Annotated in this window: 22 protein-coding genes; 9 read left to right on the plus strand and 13 right to left on the minus strand. The window is 65.2% G+C overall.

Annotated elements, in window-relative coordinates:
- Window positions 1–169: 169 nt before the first annotated feature.
- The gene (locus JQ604_RS35365; protein WP_212365354.1) at window positions 170–424 is read right to left on the minus strand and encodes a hypothetical protein; all 255 of its coding nucleotides are present in this window, start codon (window positions 422–424) and stop codon (window positions 170–172) included.
- 51 nt (window positions 425–475) lie between these two features.
- On the opposite strand from JQ604_RS35365, the gene JQ604_RS35370 reads away from it, so the two are divergent.
- On the plus strand, window positions 476–1093 hold the full coding sequence (locus JQ604_RS35370; protein ID WP_212365355.1) for a TetR/AcrR family transcriptional regulator: 618 nt from the start codon (window positions 476–478) through the stop codon (window positions 1091–1093).
- Here the strand turns inward: JQ604_RS35370 and JQ604_RS35375 are convergent.
- From JQ604_RS35375 to cobS, 7 genes are all read right to left on the minus strand, one after another.
- Window positions 1050–1520, minus strand: coding sequence for a hypothetical protein (locus JQ604_RS35375; protein ID WP_212365356.1), 471 nt, complete (start codon window positions 1518–1520; stop codon window positions 1050–1052). The two genes, JQ604_RS35370 and JQ604_RS35375, sit on opposite strands and share 44 nt — an antisense overlap.
- Window positions 1521–1726: 206 nt before the next feature.
- Window positions 1727–2839 carry an NADH:flavin oxidoreductase/NADH oxidase gene (locus JQ604_RS35380; RefSeq protein ID WP_212365357.1) on the minus strand — a complete coding sequence of 371 codons (1113 nt, stop codon included), beginning with the start codon at window positions 2837–2839 and terminating at the stop codon, window positions 1727–1729.
- Between the two features lie 123 nt (window positions 2840–2962).
- Window positions 2963–3673 carry a hypothetical protein gene (locus JQ604_RS35385; RefSeq protein ID WP_212365358.1) on the minus strand — a complete coding sequence of 237 codons (711 nt, stop codon included), beginning with the start codon at window positions 3671–3673 and terminating at the stop codon, window positions 2963–2965.
- Between the two features lie 30 nt (window positions 3674–3703).
- Complete coding sequence (locus JQ604_RS35390; RefSeq protein WP_212365359.1) at window positions 3704–4780, minus strand: esterase-like activity of phytase family protein; 1077 nt, start codon at window positions 4778–4780, stop codon at window positions 3704–3706.
- Between the two features lie 3 nt (window positions 4781–4783).
- Window positions 4784–6682: a cobaltochelatase subunit CobT gene (gene cobT / locus JQ604_RS35395; RefSeq protein WP_212365360.1), complete on the minus strand. Its 1899-nt coding sequence runs from the start codon at window positions 6680–6682 to the stop codon at window positions 4784–4786.
- On the minus strand, window positions 6679–7089 hold the full coding sequence (locus JQ604_RS35400; protein ID WP_212365361.1) for a GNAT family N-acetyltransferase: 411 nt from the start codon (window positions 7087–7089) through the stop codon (window positions 6679–6681). The genes cobT and JQ604_RS35400 overlap by 4 nt, the downstream gene beginning before the upstream one ends.
- 4 nt (window positions 7090–7093) lie before the next feature.
- The gene (cobS, locus tag JQ604_RS35405) at window positions 7094–8092 is read right to left on the minus strand and encodes a cobaltochelatase subunit CobS (RefSeq protein WP_212365362.1); all 999 of its coding nucleotides are present in this window, start codon (window positions 8090–8092) and stop codon (window positions 7094–7096) included.
- 290 nt (window positions 8093–8382) lie between these two features.
- On the opposite strand from cobS, the gene JQ604_RS35410 reads away from it, so the two are divergent.
- On the plus strand, window positions 8383–9045 hold the full coding sequence (locus JQ604_RS35410) for a DedA family protein (protein ID WP_212365363.1): 663 nt from the start codon (window positions 8383–8385) through the stop codon (window positions 9043–9045).
- Window position 9046: 1 nt separating this feature from the next.
- On the opposite strand, the gene JQ604_RS35415 is transcribed toward JQ604_RS35410, so the two are convergent.
- Window positions 9047–10270 carry a citrate synthase family protein gene (locus JQ604_RS35415; protein WP_212365364.1) on the minus strand — a complete coding sequence of 408 codons (1224 nt, stop codon included), beginning with the start codon at window positions 10268–10270 and terminating at the stop codon, window positions 9047–9049.
- A gap of 76 nt (window positions 10271–10346) precedes the next feature.
- On the opposite strand from JQ604_RS35415, the gene JQ604_RS35420 reads away from it, so the two are divergent.
- Complete coding sequence (locus tag JQ604_RS35420) at window positions 10347–11438, plus strand: citrate synthase/methylcitrate synthase (RefSeq protein WP_212365365.1); 1092 nt, start codon at window positions 10347–10349, stop codon at window positions 11436–11438.
- A 23-nt stretch (window positions 11439–11461) separates the two neighbouring features.
- Here JQ604_RS35420 and JQ604_RS35425 read toward each other — a convergent pair whose 3' ends face one another.
- Complete coding sequence (locus JQ604_RS35425) at window positions 11462–12100, minus strand: J domain-containing protein (protein WP_212365366.1); 639 nt, start codon at window positions 12098–12100, stop codon at window positions 11462–11464.
- A 123-nt stretch (window positions 12101–12223) separates the two neighbouring features.
- On the opposite strand from JQ604_RS35425, the gene JQ604_RS35430 reads away from it, so the two are divergent.
- Window positions 12224–12499 carry a BolA family protein gene (locus JQ604_RS35430; protein ID WP_212365380.1) on the plus strand — a complete coding sequence of 92 codons (276 nt, stop codon included), beginning with the start codon at window positions 12224–12226 and terminating at the stop codon, window positions 12497–12499.
- A gap of 224 nt (window positions 12500–12723) precedes the next feature.
- Entirely contained in the window at window positions 12724–13083 is a 360-nt protein-coding gene (locus JQ604_RS35435; RefSeq protein ID WP_249159123.1) for a hypothetical protein, read from the plus strand.
- An 81-nt stretch (window positions 13084–13164) separates the two neighbouring features.
- Here JQ604_RS35435 and JQ604_RS35440 read toward each other — a convergent pair whose 3' ends face one another.
- From JQ604_RS35440 to JQ604_RS35450, 3 genes are read right to left on the minus strand one after another with little or no spacing between them, the layout of a single operon-like run.
- On the minus strand, window positions 13165–14475 hold the full coding sequence (locus JQ604_RS35440) for an HlyC/CorC family transporter (protein ID WP_212365368.1): 1311 nt from the start codon (window positions 14473–14475) through the stop codon (window positions 13165–13167).
- Window positions 14476–14491: 16 nt separating this feature from the next.
- Entirely contained in the window at window positions 14492–15637 is a 1146-nt protein-coding gene (gene aroB, locus JQ604_RS35445; RefSeq protein ID WP_212365369.1) for a 3-dehydroquinate synthase, read from the minus strand.
- Complete coding sequence (locus tag JQ604_RS35450) at window positions 15634–16266, minus strand: shikimate kinase (protein ID WP_212365370.1); 633 nt, start codon at window positions 16264–16266, stop codon at window positions 15634–15636. The genes aroB and JQ604_RS35450 overlap by 4 nt, the downstream gene beginning before the upstream one ends.
- Before the next feature lie 144 nt (window positions 16267–16410).
- Between JQ604_RS35450 and JQ604_RS35455 the strand changes: the two genes are divergently transcribed.
- From JQ604_RS35455 to JQ604_RS35470, 4 genes are all read left to right on the plus strand, one after another.
- Entirely contained in the window at window positions 16411–16557 is a 147-nt protein-coding gene (locus JQ604_RS35455; RefSeq protein ID WP_212365371.1) for a histidine kinase, read from the plus strand.
- A 17-nt stretch (window positions 16558–16574) separates the two neighbouring features.
- Window positions 16575–17540 (plus strand): site-specific tyrosine recombinase XerD, encoded by a 966-nt coding sequence (xerD, locus tag JQ604_RS35460; protein ID WP_212365372.1) that lies wholly within the window; start codon window positions 16575–16577, stop codon window positions 17538–17540.
- Window positions 17541–17849: 309 nt separating this feature from the next.
- Window positions 17850–18812, plus strand: coding sequence for an acetyl-CoA carboxylase carboxyltransferase subunit alpha (locus tag JQ604_RS35465; protein ID WP_212365373.1), 963 nt, complete (start codon window positions 17850–17852; stop codon window positions 18810–18812).
- A 227-nt stretch (window positions 18813–19039) separates the two neighbouring features.
- Window positions 19040–20500, plus strand: a complete 1461-nt coding sequence (locus JQ604_RS35470; protein WP_212365374.1) for a L,D-transpeptidase family protein — start codon at window positions 19040–19042, stop codon at window positions 20498–20500.
- Window positions 20501–20786: the final 286 nt, after the last annotated feature.

The following is a 20786-nucleotide window of genomic DNA, read 5'->3' on the forward strand; positions in this document are numbered from 1 at the left end:
GGCACGTGAAGCGCGGACCCGCTGCGGCACAGCATGCGCAACCAGAGATGTAGAAGACCTTTCCGACGGAGGTCGGCAGTTGCGGTTGGGCTGCGAATAGCGGGACATGGTAATTCCTCTGTTGAGGATTCCCGGAGAATTGCCGGCTGCGCGAGCTTTTGTCACAGCCTCAGGTCAGCTCGTAGAGTCCGCCGAACAGCGCGGACCAGCAGCTGCGGCGATGGCGGCGCGTGCCTTTCGCGACGGGACGCGGCGCGCGGGTGACCGCGCGCCGTTGTTCGAGCACGCCTGCGACGTCGCAGGCACGGGCGATCCGCTCGATCGGCGCGGTCGCAAGGTTAACGATCGTGCGGCCGAAGCTTTTGACGAAGTTGATCGCATGGTCGACGGGGGTGGTGGTCAGGTGAAGTGGTAGGGTCTGCATCTGAGTGGCCTCCAAGCCAATTTGAGCAACGCTCAAGTTAGTAGGACGAAAATGAACAATGTTCAAGAAGAATCGCTACGTGAGCGAAAAAGAATTCAGCGTCGCGTCCTGCTGCTCGATATCGGACACCGCTTGATCGCGACTAAAGGATTGAGATCATTGAAGGTTCGGGACGTCGCCGAGGCCGCCGGCTGCTCCATCGGCAGCGTCTATAATGAGTTCGGCGACTTCGACGGGCTGATCCTGACCGTGAACCGGGAGACCGTGCAGGCCCTGACCAAGCGATTGACCGCAGTCCCGACCGGTAACCCGGTCCACCAACTCCACGGCCTGGCCGACACCTACCTCGCCTTCGCCACCGAACATCCCAACCTGCTGCGCGCGCTGTTCGAGCACCGGATGGAGAATGACCGGCCGTTTCCGGAGGACATCCTGCTGATGGTGATGGAGGCGTTCAGCCTGATGCATGCGCCGCTGGTGCAGCTATTGCCCGACCGCGATGGCGAGGACGTCGCGCAGCTCGCGCGGATGATGTTCTCGGCGGTGCACGGCATCATCTCGCTCGGCCTGGAGGAGCGCATGGTTGCGGTGCCGCCGGAACAACTGCGCCAGCGGCTCGCGCAGTTCATCGATACGCATCTTGCGGGGCTCGGGATCTCGCCGGGCTAATCGCCGATGGGCGTCGGCGCGCAATGGTGCCGGCGACGATCTGCATGATCACACCGAACACCCAGCCGACCATGATCGCCATCGTCCAGCCGATATGGAGCTCGCTGCGCAGCACGATGACGGCAACCGAAAAGAACGCCACCAACGAAGCGAGGAACGTGCCGATCGCGCTGAGCAGCTCGGCCGCATCGATTTTGCGTTTCGAGGTCCCCTCGGCCGCCGGATGGAAGATGAGTTGCGGCGTATCGATGCCGAGATAGAAGCCAACGGCGCCGCCGAGCATCATGATGAGCAGGAAGGCCTGCGAGGTCAGCGCCGAGACGGCGGAGCCGACATGGACCGCGACGAACAAGCCGCTCGCGGCTCCTGCCATGGCGAGTCCAAGGCGCTCCAGGACGTGGGCAAACTTTCTGACGCGGGCACGCATGATCGTGTCCCCAGCTCATTGCCGAGAGTAAAGGCTAGGCCTTTTTTCCGATGCGCGAAAGCCGGTCAAGCGCACAAACGTTTGAACGCCAAGTGTGAGAAATACAACATGGACGCTACGTTCGCCCGCGCGGCGACCTCACGCTGTCCTCATCCCTGGAGCACGATCTTCCCGCAAAACCGCTTCACACATTTCCGGATCATGCTCTACCGCGCGCCGAACGTCGTGGTGCCGAACAGCGCCTTCTGGGTCGACGGTTGCGAGCGCCAATATTGCGGTGGCGCGGACACCTCGCCGCCGAGCTCGGCGGCCGCGTGCCAGCCCCAGCGCGGATCGTAGAGCATGCCGCGCGCCAGCGCGACCATATCGGCCTTGCCCGACGAAACGATCTCTTCCGCGTGCTTCGCTTCGGTGATCAATCCGACCGCCATGGTGGTGACGCCGGTCGCCTCCTTCAGCGCCTGCGCGAACGGCACCTGATAGCCGGGCCCGAGCGGAATCTTCTGCAGCGACGAAACGCCGCCGGAGGACACATCGATCCAGTCGACGCCGCGCTTCTTCAGCTCCTTGGCGAACGAAATGGTCTGCGTCACGTCCCAACCACCCTCGACCCAATCGCTGGCGGAAACGCGGATGCCGACCGGCTTGCGATCCGGGAACGCGGCACGCACGGCGTCGAAGACTTCCAGCGGATAGCGCATGCGGTTCTCGAGCGAGCCGCCATATTGATCGGTGCGCTTGTTGGAGATCGGCGACAGGAACTGATGCATGAGATAGCCGTGCGCGCCATGCAGCTCGATCGCGTCGATGCCGAGCCGTTCGGCCCGCCTGGTCGATGCGACGAAGGCGTCGCGGATCCGCTTCAGGCCGGCATCATCGAGCGCGTGCGGCGGTGCCTCGCTATCCTTGTGCGGGACCGCCGATGGCGCGACCGTCTGCCAGCCGCCTTCGGAGATCGGGATCAACTGGCCGCCGTCCCAGGGACGATTGCTCGAAGCCTTGCGGCCGGCATGGGCAATCTGCATCGCAACCGCCGCCTTCGAATGCTTCCGCACCGAGGCCAGGATCGGCTTCAGCGCGGCCTCATTGGCGTCGCTGTAGAGGCCGAGGCAGCCCGGCGTGATGCGGCCAATGTCCTCGACATGGGTCGCCTCGATGCAGAACATCGCAGCGCCCGACAACGCCAGCGAATTGATGTGGGTGAAGTGCCAGTCATTGGCCGAGCCACCGACGGCCGAATATTGGCACATCGGCGACACCATGATGCGATTGGCAAGCTTCAGGCCGCGCAGCTCGATCGGGGCAAACAGGGCGCTCATGGCGGGGGTTCCGAGATGGAGGGATGTCGCGGAAGATTAGAGGCTGCTCGCAATATTACCAACCACCGTGCCGCTGGATCGCCATGCGTCTCCGACACGGCTTGCCATCCCCGAACCGGCGGATCAGCGCTGCCACCAGGTGTCGGCATCCCCAGGGCTGCCCGGCTTCCGGCTGACGATCCTGTAGCGATGGTTCGGCAGCAACTCGCACTCGGCCTCGACGAAGAACTGCGTCACCAACTTACCGTCGTCGAGCTTATCGGTGACGCGCCCGTAGGCGCCGAACAGTTTGGCAAGCCCGGCATCGGCCTCGACGAAGGAGCGGAATTCCTTCAGGGTGAAGCGATTGCCACTGCCCCATTCAACCATGCCATTGACGAGCCGCTGGCCGTCGTCATCCCCAACATCGCGCCCGGCGACCTCGCGGAACAGGTCCGGCCCCTGCAGCAGGTGCGCCTGACGGCCGTCGATCGTGTAGAGATTGAACGTTACTTCATGGCGGCCGGAGCGAAAGGCGAGACCGACGTGGCGGGAATCCTTTGACCAGAAGGCATGGTAGCTGTCGGGATCGGTGTCGAGATTGTTCTCCGCACTCACACCCTCCAGCGCCATCAGCTTGCGATGTTTCGGCTCGGCCATCAGCCAGACGTGGAAGGCATCGTCGTTGTTCTCGCCATCGCCGTGAGCGGCAAGCGAGAGCTGCCCGTTGGGCGCAAGCCCGTGGCGGATGACGAGATATTCGCCCTTCTCGTAGTCATGCACGCTCGTCGCACCGGCCGATGCGGCGATCAGGCAGGCGAGAATGGCGAGGACGGCGCGACGCGGGAGTTGCATTCCCGTTGGTCGCAGCAGGCGGACGCTCGTTCAATCCATCAGCGTGAACTGCAGCAGCAGGTTGCGCTGGATCAGCGAGAAATTGTCGTCGGAGATCATCGTCAGCACGGTCTCGCCCTTCTCGGTCACATGGGCGTCGATGCCTTCCATGTTGTCGATCTCGTGACCGAGATCGGCGTTGAAGATCGCAGGACCATCGATCAGCGCGCCGGGCATCACCTGCGCCAGCGGGATGCGGCGGATGCGGATGCCGACGCCGCCGAGCCAGGAGAATTTGCGCTCAAGGATCAGGAGATCTCCTGACGGCAGCAGCACCGCGTCGCTGATGTCGAAATTGTCGGTACGACGCACCGAGAACTGGCCCGGCGTCTTGCCGCCGACCAGGAAGCCGACGATGTTGCCCTGCGCATCGAGCCCGCGCTCGGAGATCGCGATCAGCGTGCCGGCAAGCGGCTGGCCCTTCGGCACGAACACCAGTGCCTCCAGGCCGCGGTTGTTCGGCAGCCGCTTCGCCGCCGGCGGCAGCGGCACGATCTGGCCGACGGCGCGCGTAAAGCCGTTGGCGAAATCGTAGCGCAGCACCTGGTTGACGCGCTCCAGCCCGACATAGACGACGGAGCCGTCGAGCGCGAGCGATTCCGAATCGTACCAGCCGCGCGCGGTGGTGATCGGCCTTCCATCGGGACCGAGCAAGGGCGAGGCCTCGACGTCCTCGAGCCCGGCCATCTCGCGGCCGCGATAGACGATGCGGCCGGTGAACCAGCTGCCCTTGTCGCTGACCGCGATGAAGCGCTCGCCCTTCGCATCAAGCCGGATGCCTGAGAGCCCGCCGAAGCCGCGAAACGACGAGGTCAGCACCAGCCCGCTGCGATACTCCAGCGATCCGAACCGAACGCGCGCGCGATCGCGGGTGTCGAATGACGGCAGCGGCCGGGCATTGACCTCGATCGTAACAGCTTCGATGACGGAATGTTCGTCGGGCTTGAACGCGCGCCGCGGCGGCGGCTGCGTGGCGTCCTGCGCGCGCACGGCGCCTGGCAGCGCCGCCAGCGACCACCCCGCCGCCGTCGCTTGCAGGAAACGGCGGCGGCTGAGGCCGGAGCGCATCGCTCAGGAGTGGAGACGGCGCCGGCCGCCCGATGCGGGTGCGGCGCCATGGGTCTCGCTGAACAGCTCGGCGAGCTTCTCGGTGATGGCCCCGCCGAGTTCTTCGGCATCCACGATCGTCACGGCACGGCGATAATAGCGCGTCACGTCGTGACCGATGCCGATCGCGATCAGCTCGACCGGCGAGCGGGTCTCGATCTCGTCGATGATGTGGCGCAGGTGCCGCTCGAGATAGTTGCCGGGGTTGACCGACAGCGTGGAGTCGTCGACCGGCGCGCCGTCCGAGATCATCATCAGGATGCGGCGCTGCTCGGGACGCGCCAGAAGGCGCTTGTGCGCCCAGTCGAGCGCCTCGCCGTCGATGTTCTCCTTGAGGAGACCCTCGCGCATCATCAGGCCGAGATTCTTCCGCGCCCGACGCCAGGGCGCGTCCGCCGACTTGTAGATGATGTGGCGCAGATCATTCAGACGGCCCGGGTTGGCCGGCTTGCCGGCGGCAAGCCACGCCTCGCGCGACTGCCCGCCCTTCCAGGCGCGGGTCGTGAAGCCCAGAATCTCGACCTTGACGCCGCAACGCTCCAGCGTGCGCGCGAGAATATCGGCGCAGGTGGCCGCCACCGTGATCGGACGTCCGCGCATCGAGCCGGAATTGTCGAGCAGCAACGTCACCACGGTGTCGCGGAAGGTCGCTTCCTTCTCATGCATGAAGGACAGCGGGTGATAGGGATCGGTGACCACGCGCGACAGCCGCGCCGGATCCAGGATGCCCTCTTCGAGGTCGAACTCCCAGGCGCGGTTCTGCTGCGCCATCAGCCGGCGCTGCAGGCGATTGGCCAGCCGCGCGACGATGCCCTGCAGATGCGCGAGCTGCTTGTCGAGGTAGGAGCGCAGCCGCTCCAGCTCGTCGTGATCGCAGAGGTCTTCGGCCGCGATCACCTCGTCGAACTTCGGCGCGAAGGCGTGATATTCCGGACCGCGCGGTTCGTTCTTGCCGTGCGAGTTCGGACGCGTCGCCTCGCCGGGCGTCTCGTCGTCGCCGAGCTCGCCATCGTCGAAGGTGTCCGAGGTCGAGGCCTGCGCGCTTTCCATCGCGCTCTCGCTCATCTCTTCCGCGGTCGCCTGCGCCTGGTCTGCGCTCATCTCCTGCGCGGCATCGGAATCGGGCGAGCCTTCGGCGCCGGACTGATCGTTCTCGCCGTCCTGGTTCTCGTCGTTGTCGTCGTTATCGTCATTGTCCATGTTGCTGTTGTCGCCGAGATCGAGCGCCGACAGCAGGTCATGGACGAGGTCGCCAAATCTGGCCTGGTCCTCGGTGAAACGGCTGAGCTGATCGAGCCGTGTGCCGATCTTGTCCTCCAGCGCCGGACGCCAGAGGGCGACCATCTTCTTGGCGGCCGCGGGCGGCGCCAGACCGGTGAGGCGCTCGCGCACCAGCATGGCCAGCGCATCCGACAGCGGCGCATCGGCACGGTCGGTGATCTCGTCATACTTGCCGCGATGGAAATGATCGTCGAGCATCGCGGTGAGGTTCTTCGCGACACCGGCCATCCGGCGCGAGCCGATCGCCTCGACGCGGGCCTGCTCGACCGCCTCGAACACGCCGCGCGCCTGCGGATTGCCCGGCATCAGCTTGCGATGCACCTTGGGGTCATGACAGGCGAGCTTCAGCGCGATGGAATCGGCGTGGCCGCGCACGATCGCGGCGTCGCGCTTGGTCATCTTGCGCGCGGGCTCGGGCAGCCGCGCCTTGCCGGGGGCCAGCCCCGGACGTTCGGCGGCGAAGGTGACTTCGAGCTCGGGCTTCCTGGCGATCGCACGCAGGCACGACGTCACCGAGCGCTTGAACGGCTCGGTCGGCGCTTCCTTCGATCCCGGACGGAATTTGTTGCTGGGAGTTGTCATAGCGCTTTCGTAAACCAATGGCGCGTTACGCCGCCGGGATACCCCTCGATCGAACCGAACTCTTCATAGCCGTTGGCGCGGTAGAAGCCCGGCGCCTGAAAACTCATCGTATCCAGATACGCCCGCGTCGCCCCGAAGCGCCGCGCCTCGTCCTCGATCGCCTTGATCAGCTTGCCGCCGAAGCCTTTCTTGCGAAACTTCTGCTCCATCCAGAACAATTGGATGAACAGCACCGCAGTCCAGACCTCGCCGATAATGCCGCCGACGATCTCGTCGCCCTGCTTGAGCGAGATGGCGAAGCGCTTGTACTTCTGTCTCCCCATCTTCTCGGTGTTGTAGCGTAGCAATCCGCCGAGCACTGCCTTCTTTGTCGTGGTGACGGTGCGCTCGACGGAGATTTTCGGCATGGACTTAGCTGAGCGCCACGTTGACCGAGGATTCCGCCAGCTCGACATTGAAGCAGCGCTGGTAGAACTCGGCGACCAGCGGCCGCTCCAGCTCGTCGCACTTGTTGAGGAAGGTGACGCGGAAGGCGAAGCCGATATCGCTGAAGATGTCGGCGTTCTCCGCCCATGTGATCACCGTGCGCGGGCTCATCACCGTCGACAGATCACCGTTGGCGAAGGCGTTACGGGTGAGGTCCGCCAGGCGCACCATCTTGTTGACGATGTCCTTGCCTTCGGTCGTGCGGTAGTGCTTGGCCTTCGCCAGCACGATCTCCACTTCCTCGTCATGGGCGAGGTAGTTCAGCGTGGTGACGATCGACCAGCGGTCCATCTGGCCCTGGTTGATCTGCTGGGTGCCGTGATAGAGGCCCGAGGTGTCGCCGAGACCGACCGTGTTGGCGGTCGAGAACAGGCGGAACGCCGGATGCGGCTTGATCACCTTGTTCTGGTCCAGGAGCGTCAGGCGGCCGGAAATTTCCAGCACGCGCTGGATCACGAACATCACGTCCGGGCGGCCGGCGTCATACTCGTCGAACACCAGCGCGATGTTGTGCTGCAGCGCCCAGGGCAGGATGCCGTCGCGGAATTCGGTGACCTGCTTGCCGTCCTTGACCACGATCGCGTCCTTGCCGACGAGGTCGATACGGCTGATGTGGCTGTCGAGGTTGACGCGCACGCAGGGCCAGTTGAGGCGGGCGGCGACCTGCTCGATATGGGTCGATTTGCCGGTGCCGTGATAGCCGGTGACCATCACGCGGCGGTTCTTGGCGAAGCCGGCGAGGATCGCGAGCGTGGTGGCGCGGTCGAAGCGGTAATCGCTGTCGACTTCCGGCACGTGGGGATCGACTTCGGAATAGGCCGGAACTTCCAGATCGCTATCGATCCCGAAGACCTGCCGGACCGACACCTTCATGTCGGGCAATCCGACGGGTTCCTGATTTTTGGTCTGAACGGCGGTCGTCATTCATCCTCCGAGGTCCCGGGCATTCCCGAAACCAGATTTGGCGTTGGCTGCGGATGGGGTGCTGGGCGCAAGCCTAGCAGAGAGCAACGGCCTGCAGAAGCCCGGCGGCCAATCAAAGTTCCGTTGATCTATCAGCAAGATAAGCCTCTCGTTCGGTTTTTGGAAGGCTGCCCTGCGAATCACGCCGTACTTTTGCCCTATGGCACCGTTGACTGGCGGCGCGCCGGGCACTTTCCACCCCGCTGGTGAGTTGTTAGGTCTGACTGGAACCCATCGCCTTCAGGAATTTTGTGACCTCATTCCTCGACCCGCTGATTGCCTTCGTCTCGGCCCATGCCTGGCTTGCCTATCTGACGCTGTTCCTGGCCGCCCTGCTCGAAGCCGTCCCCGTGATCGGCTCGCTGGTGCCGGGCTCGACCATCATCCTGGCGCTCAGTGCCCTGGTGCCGGGCGGCGAGTTGAAGCTGTGGCCGGTGCTGGCGGCGGCTGTGGCCGGCGCGGTGCTCGGCGACGGCACCGCCTTTCTCATCGGCTATCGCAGCAAGCGCGAGATCCTCGCGACCTGGCCGCTCTCCAACTATCCGAGTGTCGTGCAGCGGAGCGAGGAGTTCTTCCACCGCTGGGGCGTGCTGGCGGTGTTCTTTGCCCGCTTCGTGGCGCCGATCCGGGCCTTTGTGCCGATCACGGCCGGCGCGCTCGATATGCAGCCCTCGCGCTTCTATGCGGTCAACATTCCCGCGATCCTGCTCTGGGCACCGGCGCATGTGCTGCCGGGCGTGCTCGCGGTCACCGCGCTGCACGACTATGCCGGGCTGCCGCATCATGGCCATGTCGGCAAGCACATCTGGATGCTCGCGATCGTCGGCGGCGCGCTCGTTGTCGCTTTCGCAGTCTGGGCGTTTCGCAGGCGTCACGGCGGTGGCGTAATCGAGACGGTCAAGTCCACCAAGTAATTCAGAGACTGTTCGTCGTACCGCCGCGCCCCGGCGCTGGGCCGACATAGCGGGCGCGCGGCCGGATCAGCTTGCCGTGCTGCAGCTGTTCGCTGGCGTGCGCAATCCAGCCGACGCTGCGCGCCATCGCAAACAGCGCGAGCTCGCTTCCCGGCGGCATCCGCAGCGCATGCACCAGCACGGCGAGCGCATAGTCGATGTTGACAAATTCGCCGGTCGCCTCAGCAATTCTCTCAGGCACTTCGCGGGTGAATTTGCGCGGCGCGCCAGCGCGGGTCAGCGCGTCCAGCAGCGACATCGCGCGCGGATCGCCCTTCTTGTAGACGCCGTGGCCGAAGCCGGCGAAGCGCTCGCCGAGCGCGACGCGCTCGCGAATGACGGGGCCGACGTCGTTGTCGACCAGCGTCCGGACTAGCCGCGAGGCCAGCACGCCGGCACCGCCGTGCTTGGGGCCCTTCAGCGCGGCGAGGCCGGCGATGATCGCATCGTAGAGATTGAGGCCGGTCGAGGCCGCGCAGCGCGTGGTGAAGGTCGACGCATTCAGCTCGTGATCGGCGAGCAGCACCAGCGCGCGGCGGATCAGGTCGGGCGCGTGCTTGTTGTCGGGCGTCCAGATGCGGGCAACCTGCTGGTGCAGCGGATCGGCTGACGGCTCCGCATTCAGCATCGTCGCGACCAGCAGGCGAAGCATGCGCCCGCCAACCATGGCGCGTCCGTCCGGCGCACGGGTGAAGGCGCGGGGATCGGCGCTCGCCGCCAGCGCGAACACTGCGATGGTGCGGTCGATCGGCGCGGCGCGACGCGCAGCCTCGGCAATCGCGCGCATCTCCGCCGACACATGCGGGCAATTATCAGGCGCGAAGGGATCGACGCCGGTGACGTCCCACAGCAGCGTCGCGGTGTGCTCCAGCGTGTCCTTTTCGGCGAGCTCGACGCAGTTCACCCCGCGATAGATCGGACCCTGCTCGGTGATGGTCGCGATCGCCGAATCCATCACCGGCAGATCGGCGTCGAAATTGCGCAATCCGCGTGGCTCCGGCGACGGCGCCCGGCGGTCCTTCAGGCCGCGGACGTCCTCGGCCCGGTAACGATGGCTGCGCGAATCCGGCGACGGCTCGGAGCGGATCAGCCCGCGGCTGACATAGGCGTAGAGCGTGGCCGGCGAGATCGCCAGTTCAGCCGAGGCCTCACGGGCCGACAGGTAGAGGGCGTCGGATTTTTTCATATTGATTTATATAATCAAGATTGATCAACTCGTCGAGTCATCCGACCTTTTCATGGTGTCACTCAAGGAGACAGCCATGAACATCCTCACCAAGAGCCTGATCGGCCTCGACGGCGTGCCGGCCGCCGAGACCGTGTTGAGCCATGTCGACGGCGAGCGCGGCGAGCTGATCATCGCCGGCGAGCACGTCGCCACCCTCGCGGACAAGTCGAGCTTCGAGGGCGTCACCGCGCGCCTGTGGAACGGCGCCACCGGTTCCAACCTGAGCGAGGCCAATGTCCGCTCAAGCCTCGGGGCCGCCCGCGAGCGCGCCTTCGCCCGCCTGCCCGATTTGTTGCCGGCCACCCGCGGCATGTCGGTCGTCGACGGGTTTCGCGCGGCGGTCGCGGGGCTGCGCGGCGAGAACGGCCTGCCGCATGAGGCGACGATTGTCGGCGCCTTCCCGGTCATCGCAGGCGCGCTGGTGCAGCGCGCGAAGGGCAACGATCCCGTTGCGCCTGATCCGACCATCAGCCACGCCGCCGACACGCTGAAAATGCTGCTCGGCCGCAAGGCGGAACCGCGCGAGGTCGCAGCCCTCGATGCGTACTTCGTCACCGTCTGCGATCACGGCATGAACGCCTCGACCTTCACCACCCGCGTGATCGCCTCGACGCAGGCCGATCTGTTCGCCGCGGTGACCGGCGGCTATTGCGCGCTGACCGGTCCGCTGCATGGCGGCGCACCGGAGCCGGTGCTGGAGATGCTGGACGCGATCGGCTCGCGCGAGCGGATCAAGCCCTGGGTCGACGACGCGCTGGCGCGCGGCGAGCGGTTGATGGGCTTTGGCCATCGCGTCTACCGCGTACGCGATCCCCGCGCCGACGTGCTGAAGGTTGCGATCGAGAAGCTGGAAGCCGACGGCGCCGACCTGCCGTTCGCCGGCGAGGTCGAGGCCTATATCCGCGCGGCGCTGCGGAAGAAGAATCCGGAGCGGCCGCTCGAGACCAATGTCGAGTTCTTCACCGCGATCCTGCTTGATGCGCTGCAGATTCCGCGGCAGGCGTTCACGCCGATCTTCGCGGTGGCGCGGGCGGCGGGATGGACCGCGCACGCCAAGGAACAGCAGCGCACCGGGCGGCTGATCCGGCCGAGTTCGTCGTATGTCGGGGCCGTGCCGAAGAGCTGACGGTGAGCAAGTTGCGCGGGGCGCTACGCCTCGCGCACCACCGTCTTCAGATAGTTGTACGCCTTGATGATCTCGATCAGGCGATCCTCGGTGGAGCGGTCGCCGCCGTTGGCGTCGGGGTGGTGCTGCTTCACCAGCGCCTTGTACTTGGCCTTGACGTCTTCGAGCGTGGCTTCGGCGCCGAGGCCCATCACCTGCAGCGCCTTGCGCTCGGCGTTCATGACCTTGCGCGTCTCAGCCTTCGGCTCCGCGCCCCCCGGACCGGGGCGCCAGCGGCCGCGGCCGTTGAGCTCGGAGAACATGTGGAACGGGTCGGCGGCGCCGTCGATGTCGCCCTCGCCCTTCTTGCCGCCATTGGCGCCCATCTTCCAGGTCGGCCGATGTCCGGTCAGCGCGTCCTTCTGGTAGCGCGCGACGTCGTCCGGATTCATGCCCTGGAAGAAATTGTAGGACTGGTTGTACTCGCGCACGTGATCGAGACAGAAGTGCCAGTACTCGCGCGAGTTCTCGCGGCCCTTCGGCGCGCGGTGCCCGCCCTTGTTCTGGCAACCCGCCCACTCGCACGTCACGGCTTCCTGGCCGGACTGCGCCTGGCGCTTCGCACTCACCTTGGTCGGCTTGATGCGAATGGAGTCAAAGAATTTGGATGAATCGATCGGCATGTTGTCTTTGACTACGCAACGCACAAATCTTCAAGTCTTGACATTGTGCAGACCTCGTTTCCCTCTGTCAGCACTAACCGAAAGCCGTTGACGGAAAGCCGTCGCGACCGTATTGCCGCCGCCATGAGCACCAAAGACGCTATCATAAACAAGTTGCGTGAAGCTTTCTTGCCCGAAAGCCTCGACGTCCTGGATGAATCACATCTGCATGAGGGCCATGCCGGCCACAAAGCGGGCGGCGAGACGCATTTCCGAGTGTATATTGTGTCGCAGGGCTTCGAAGGGAAGAGCCGGATCGAACGCCATCGCATGATAAATGCGACATTGGCGCAGGAACTCGCCGGCTCCGTGCATGCGCTGGCGATCCACGCGCACGCCCCCGGGGAAAAACGGGGTTAGGCTCCGCGTGCCGCAAGACGCCCCGCCGGTTTTCATCTATTGAGAATGGATAATGCCGGCGATGGACCCGTTCGAGGGAAGAGCGGGCAGCATCCGATCACATCGCCAGATTTTGATGAGGCCGTGTGATGATCCCTTGCCGGTCACTGGTCCCACTGGTCCGCTCACTCGCCGCCAGCCTCGCGCTGCTCACGTTTTGCGCATCGCGCGCAGTGGCGCTGGATATGCCGAGCCCCTTCGTGCAGGAGGTGCTGGTCAAGAGCATCCTGGTGTCGCTCAACGATGCGGTGGCTGCCGACAATTTCACCGTCTTCCACGCCAAGATCTCAAAGCCGTTCCGCGACCAGTTTCCGCCGGACCGGCTGCAGGGGATCTTCAAGGACCTGGTCGAGAAGCACGCGGTGTTCGACGCCGTCGTGGCGAAACCCATCGTGGTCGACGAGGAGGCCAAGGTCGACGACAAGGGCGTCTTGCGGCTGAAGGGCCATTTCGAGACCGCGCCGAAGCAGGTCAAGTATCAACTCGCCTTCATTCCCTCCGATGGGGCCTGGAAGCTGTCGGGCATCACCATCGACATCGAATGACTAAAGCGCGACATCGCGCTTTAGTTCTTTGATTGAGCATGATCTTTTCGGAAAACCGCTGCACACTTTTCCGGATCATGCTCAGAACGCGGTCCCGGCGCGCTTCGGCTTCTTCTCCTCGACGTCAGTGGCGTCGCGCGGCACGGCGACGATGCGCAGCGCGGTGATGCGGTTGCGCTCGCGGCGGAGCACGCGGAATCGGAAGCCGTGGAAGGTGAAGCTCTGGCCGCGCTCCGGGATCGAGCGCGCCTCGTGGATCACGAGGCCTGCGACCGTGGTCGCCTCCTCGTCCGGCAGGTGCCAGTCCATCGCGCGGTTGAGATCGCGGATCGGCACCGAGCCGTCGACCACCACCGAGCCGTCCGGCTGGGCGCGCACGCCGGCCACGACGATGTCGTGCTCGTCGGAGATGTCGCCGACGATCTCCTCCAGAATGTCTTCCAGCGTCACCATGCCCTCGACCTCGCCATACTCGTCGACGACGAGGGCGAAGTGGGTCTTGCGGCGGCGGAACGCCTTCAACTGCTCCGACACCGGCCGCATCTCCGGCACGAACCAGGGCGGCAGCGCGATGGTCGAGACGTCGATCCCCGACATCTCGCCCTCGTTGGCGCGGATCGCGCGCAATAAGTCCTTGGCGTGCAGCACGCCGACGATGTTTTCCGGCTTCTCGCGCCACAGCGGGATGCGGGTGTACTCGCTCGACAGCACCTCGCGGATCAGCTCCTCCGCCGGCAGATCGGCGTTGATGGTGGTCATCTCGGTGCGGTGGACCATCACGTCGGAGACCTGCAGCTCGCGCAGGTCGAGCAGGCCGCCGAACATATCGCGGTCCTGTTTCTCGACCTTGCCCTCGTGATGCAGCAGATCGACCGCACCGCGCAGGCGCTCGGTCGGCGACAGGATCGCCTGGTGCGCACCGACCTTGATGCCGAGCAGCTTCATCAGCGCCAGCACGATGATCTCGATGATCTTGAGCAGCGGCCCCAGCACGAACACGGTCAGCCGCATCGGCCGCGCCACCAGCAGCGAGATGCGGTCCGGCGCATTGATCGCGATGGTCTTCGGCAGCACCTCCGCGAACACCACGACCATCACGGTCATGACAGCGGTCGCATAGAGCACGCCGACCTCGCCGAACCAGGCGGTGAACACGCCGGTCGCCAGCGCCGAGGCGCCGATATTGGCGATGTTGTTGCCGAGCAGGAGTGCGCCGATCAGCCGCTCGCGCATGTCGAACAGCTTTGAGACCACCATGGCCTCGCCATTGCCCTGCTTCGACAGCCGCAACATGCTGGCGCGGGAAGCGCCGGTGAGTGCGGTCTCGCTGGCGGCGAAGAACGCGGAAACGAGCAGGCAGCCCAGCACGATCGAGAAGGTGAACCAGTCCACTGACGTGATCCCTGGGTTAGGCCGCCTTCAGTCTGGCTTGCAGGAAGTCGCGCACCAGCGACGGCTCGACATTGTTTGAAATCACCGCGCGGCCGACGGCCTCGAGCAGGATGAAGGTCAGCTTGCCGCGCTTGACCTTTTTGTCCTGCGCCATCAGCGCCAGCAGCGCGTCGGCATCGGCGAGGCCTTCCTGCGCGAAGCCGGCGATGTCCTGCAGCCGCGTCGGCAGGCCGACCGCGGCCAGATGCCGCTCGACCCGCGCCGCATCAGCGGGCGAGAGCATGCCGAGTTGCGCCGAAAATTGCGCCGCGAGCACCATGCCGACCGAGACGCCCTCGCCATGGAACAGGCGGTCGGAGAAGCCGGTCGCGGCTTCCAGCGCATGGCCGAAGGTGTGACCGAGATTGAGCAGCGCGCGCTCGCCGGTCTCGCGCTCATCGCGCGAGACGATCGCAGCCTTGGCGCGGCAGGAGGTTGCGACCGCATGCTCGCGCGCGGCGCTGCCGGAGAAGATGTCGGCGTGGTTGGTCTCCAGCCAGGTGAAGAAGGCTTCGTCACCGAGGATGCCGTATTTCGCGACTTCCGCGTAACCGGCGCGGAACTGGCGCGGCGACAGCGTGTCGAGCACGGAGGTATCGGCAATGACCAGCACCGGCTGATGGAACGCACCGATCAGATTCTTGCCCTGCGGCGAGTTGATGCCGGTCTTGCCGCCGACCGACGAATCGACCTGCGCCAGCAACGAGGTCGGCACCTGCACGAAATCGACGCCGCGGCGCAGGATCGCCGCCGCGAACCCTGCGAGATCGCCGACCACGCCGCCACCGAGCGCGATGACGAGATCGTTGCGCTCGATCCTGGCCGCGATCAGCGCTTCCGAGACCTTCTCCAGCCCGGCGTAGCTCTTCGAGCCCTCGCCTTCCTCGACGATGATCCGCGAGGTCGGAATGCCGGCGGCGCCGAGCGATGCTTCGGTCTGCTCCAGCCAATGCTTTGCGACGGTGCGATCGGTGACGATCGCCGTACGCACGCCGGGCCGCAGCGCTGCAACGCGCCTGCCGAGCGAAGCCAACACGTCGCGGCCGATGATGATGTCGTAGGCACGATCGCCGAGTGCGACGTCGACGGTGATGGGATCGGTATGCTTCAGAGGCGCGGTCATGGCGAAGGGTTTAGTCCATCAGGGGTTGGGCCGACCGGCGGAAGCGGCCCGCAGAGATGCGCGCGCAGCGCGTCCAGGCACTCCTCGACGATGCGGTCATGCGGCACGTCGCGCGAGGAAATGGTCAGATCGGCGGTCTGGTAGATCGGCTCGCGCTCACCGAGCAGACGGTTCACGGTCGCCTCGGGATCGGCGGTTTGCAGCAGCGGCCGGTCGGCGCGGCGGCGAACGCGGCGCATGATGATGTCAGGATCGGCCTTCAGCCAGATCGAAACCGCCTTGTCTCTGATACGGTCGCGCGTCGCCGGCCGCATGAAGGCACCACCGCCGGTCGCCAGCACGATCGGACCATTGTCGAGGATGCGCGCGATCACCCGCGCCTCGCCGTCGCGGAAATACGGCTCGCCATGGGTCTCGAAAATATCCGGGATCGACATGCCGGCCGCCGCCTCGATCTCGGTGTCAGCATCGGTGAACGGCAGATGCAGCCGCGCCGCCATCCGTCGGCCGATGGTCGATTTGCCGACGCCCATCATGCCCACGAGCACGATCGACCGCGCACCCAGAGCGGCCGTGATTTCGGCCTCCGGGGTCGGTTCGTGGGGTGCCGATGGGACGGCGTCGGACATCAAAAAGCTCATTTGAGTTGCGGACTTGCCCGCTTTCCGGGCCACCTATACTACCCCCGGCGATGCCGTTACCAGCTATCTTGCAACGGGGCGGGGAACATGTTGGATGATTTCATTGGTTAATTTGCCCTCCGAGCCGCTTCCATGCCCAGCCTGTTCCGCTTCCTGACGGTCGTCGCCGTGATTTTCGGGATCGGCTACGGCATCGTGTTCGCGCTGGCCAATTTCGTGAACCCAAAGCCGCGGGAAATGACGGTGACCATCCCGCCGGATAAGTTCCTCAAGAAATAGGCGCTATGGTCTTGGGCATGACACCCAAGAATCCTGCCAAGACCTCCGATTCCAACCTGATCAACCTGTTCCTCGACATGCTGGCCGCCGAACAGGGCGCGGGCGCCAACACGCTCGATGCCTACCGGCGCGACCTTACCGACTTCTCCGAATACCTCAGCCATTCCGGCCGGAGCTTCGTCGGCGCCGATACCGAGGCGTTGCGCGGCTACCTCGGAGATCTCGACGTCAGAGGATTCAAGTCCTCCAGCGTCGCACGGCGGCTGTCGGCGATGCGGCATCTCTATCGCTTCCTGCTCAACGAACGAATCCGCGGCGACGATCCCGCTGCGATCCTTTCGGGTCCGAAGCGCGGCCGCGGCCTGCCCAAAGTGCTGTCGATTGGGGACGTCGACCGCATGCTGACGCGCGCCAAGGACCTCACACAAACCGACGTCAAGCCGACGCAGCGGTTGCGCGCGTTGCGGCTCTATTGCCTGCTCGAAGTGCTCTACGCCACGGGCCTGCGCGTCTCCGAGCTGGTGTCGCTGCCGCTCTCCGCCGCGCGACGCGATGCGCGGATGATCGTGGTGCGCGGCAAGGGCAACAAGGAGCGCCTCGTGCCGCTCAACGAAGCCTCGCGCCAGGCGATGGCGGATTATCTCGCGGCGATGGAGGTGATGAAGCCCGCCGAGACGAAAAAATCCGCGCCGTCGAAATGGCTGTTTCCCTCGTTCGGCGAGAGCGGCCATCTGACCCGCCAGCATTTTGCGCGCGACCTGAAGGAGCTTGCCACCGCCTCCGGCCTGCCGGCACGGCTGGTGTCGCCGCACGTGCTGCGCCACGCCTTCGCCAGCCACCTCCTGCACAATGGCGCCGACCTACGCATCGTGCAGACCCTGCTCGGCCATACTGACATCTCGACCACCCAGATCTACACCCATGTGGTCGAGGAGCGGCTGAAGAGCCTGGTGCGCGACCTGCATCCGCTGGCGGAGAAATGATTCTCGTGCCCCGGACGCTGCGCAGCACGAAGTGATGCGCTGCAGAGCCGGGGCCCATGCCCGCGGCACGATGGGTCCCGGCTCTGCGGTGCACCGCTGAAGAAGCGCTGCACCGCGTCCGGGACACGGATGCTTTCGAGTCATCCGCCTTGACTTCGTCCGCTTCTCCGCGGAAAGAGCGTCACCTGCTCGCAACTCACTCACGGGCGACCAACCCGGCCGCGCGTTAAATCCTTGAAGTTGCAATACTTCTCTATCCCACGCCGAATCCGTTTCGCTCCTCGCCACGTTCCTCCCTATATTGGTTTGATGCCGGACCCGATGCGCAGCTATCTCGACTTCGAAAAACCCGTCGCCGAGCTTGAATCCAAGATCGACGAGCTGCGCGCGCTTGCCGCCTCTGGCAGCGACATCGGCGAGGAGATCGCGCAGATCGAGGACAAGGCGGGCAAGGCGCTCACCGACCTCTATGCCAATCTGACGCCGTGGCAGAAGACGCTGGTCGCGCGGCATCCGCAGCGGCCGCATTTCACCGATTTCGTCGGCACCCTGATCACCGAATTCACCCCGATGGCCGGCGACCGCAAATTCGCCGACGACGAGGCGCTGATGGGCGGCTTCGGCCGTTTCCGCGGCGAGGCGATCTGCGTGATCGGCCAGGAAAAGGGCGCCACCACCGACAGCCGCATCAAGCACAATTTCGGCATGGCGCGCCCCGAAGGCTACCGCAAGGCGGTGCGGCTGATGGAGATGGCCGACCGCTTCGGCATCCCCGTGCTGTCGATCGTCGATTCCGCCGGCGCCTATCCCGGCATCGGCGCCGAGGAGCGCGGCGTGGCCGAAGCGATCGCCCGCTCGACCGATACCTGCCTGTCGCTCGGCGTGCCCAATGTCGCCGTCATCACCGGTGAGGGCATGTCGGGTGGCGCGATTGCCATCACCACGGCCAATCGTGTGCTGATGCTGGAGCATGCGATCTACAGCGTGATCTCCCCGGAGGCGGCGTCCTCGATCCTTTGGCGCGACGGCTCCAAGGCCCAGGAGGTCGCCACCACCATGAAGATCACCGCGCAGGACATGCTGCGCTTCGGGGTGATCGACCAGATCCTGAAAGAGCCCTCCGGCGGCGCCCATCGCGACGCAGCCGCCATGATCGCCGCCACCGGCGATGCCATCGCCCAGGCCTTCAACGACCTACGAAATCTTGATCCGGACGCAATCCGCAAACAGCGCCGGCAGAAGTTCCTGGAGATCGGCCGGAAGCTCGGCTGAGCCCCCGAAACCAGCGATTTTTTCGTCAGATCGGCCATTTTTGCCCTAATTGGGCCCCTCCGCGGGTCTTTAAGGTTTTTTGAACCATCCCTGCTATGAGGGGGCGTGGTTCGCCCTGCTCGGGTTGCGAGCAGGGGGCCCGAAGGATACTATTTTACGCAATGGCTTCAGGGGTTTTTCGCCATCTTGGGGTCGCGAAAAATGCCCGGTGGGTGTGGAGCTCTACCTTGATTCATCGCACGCTGGTTCGCGCGCTTCTCGCCTCGGCCGCCCTCGCGGCCGCTGTGCTGTTGGCAGGCTGCGATACCGACCAGGTCTCGCTCGCAGCCAACGCCAAGGCCAACCAGCCGGTGCCGCCAAAGCTGCTCGCCGCCATGGTCGAGAAGGACATGGATCTGCAGTCGCCGATCCTGGTCCGCCTGTTCAAGCAGGAGGCCGAGCTCGAGGTCTGGAAGCAGGACCGCTCCGGCCGGATGGCGCTGCTGAAAACCTATCCGATCTGCCGCTGGTCCGGTGACCTCGGTCCGAAGGTGCGTGAAGGCGACCGCCAGGCGCCGGAAGGGTTCTACTCGATCAATCCGAGCCAGATGAACCCGCAGTCGGCCTACTACCTCTCCTTCAACACCGGCTATCCCAACGCCTTCGACCGCGCGCTCGGCCGCACCGGCTCGCAGCTGATGGTGCATGGCGACTGCTCCTCGCGCGGCTGCTACGCGATGACCGACGAGCAGATCGCGGAAATCTATTCGCTCGGCCGCGAGTCCTTCTTCGGCGGCCAGAAGGCGTTCCAGCTGCAGGCCTATCCGTTCCGGATGACGCCGGTGAACATGGCCAAGCACCGCAACAATCCGAACATGCCTTTCTGGAAGATGATCAAGGAAGGCTATGATCATTTCGAGGTGACGCGGCAGGAGCCGAAGGTCGACTTCTGCGAGAAGAAGTATGTGTTCGACGCGGTGAAGGCGCCGAATGCGACGCGCGATCCCGTGTTCGATGCCTCTGCCAAGTGCCCGGCCTATGTGATCCCCGAGGAGATCGCGAGCGCGGTGCAACAGAAGCAGCAGGAAGAGGCGGCCGAGACCGCCAAGCTGGTTGCCAAGGGTACGCCGGTGGCGCGCATGAACACCGGCATCGACGGCGGCATGAACAAGATTTTCGCCTCCAAGATTCCGGAAGGCAACACCGGCCTCTCCGAAGGTGGCGACAGCCAGAGCCTTGCGACGCTGTCGCTGGCCCGCGCCCCCGGCACCATCCCCGGCACCGTCAACCCGCCGAAGCCGAATCTCGCCGTGCAGCCGCAGGCCGAAGAGCCCGTGGTGGCGGTTGCGACCACCGCGTCGACGACGCCGACCCGCGTTGCCGAAGCCAAGCCCGCCGAGAAGCCCGGCTTCTTCTCCAGCCTCGCCAGGAAGGTCGGCATCGGCGGCACCGCCGACGCGACACCGGCCGCAGCGCCGGCGGCCGCGCCCGCCAAGCCGAAGGTCGCGGAAGCCAAACCGCAATCCGTCGTCCGCGTCGCGCCCAAGCCGGCCGAGACCAAGCACGCCGCCGCCAAGCCGCCGCTGAAGCCGTCGGTCACCGACACCGCAGCCGCCGCGCCCGCTGCCACGAAGGACACGCAAGTGGCCGGCTCCGCGCCGATCGTGCAGTCGAACTCGTTCGACAACCGCTTCTCGGCGATGAAGTAAGCGCACGGGCGCTCTCTCCTCCCCGTCGCCCTGGCGAAAGCCAGGGCCCATTACCACCGAGTTTGGTTGTGAACGGGATCGCGGCCCCAGCGCCGCGACGCAACTCGCATTTGGGATAATGGATCCTGGCTTTCGCCAGGATGACTTCATCGTCAATCGCTGAAGCCGTAGGGTGGGCAAAGGCGCGTTTGCGCCGTGCCCACCATTTCCGGCGTGCTCGTGATGGTGGGCACGCTTCCGCCTTCGCTCGCTGAGCTACGGCGTGACGGGGTCGCTTTGCCCACCC

The organism is Bradyrhizobium jicamae, assembly GCF_018130695.1.
In the GTDB taxonomy this organism is placed as follows: domain Bacteria; phylum Pseudomonadota; class Alphaproteobacteria; order Rhizobiales; family Xanthobacteraceae; genus Bradyrhizobium; species Bradyrhizobium jicamae_B.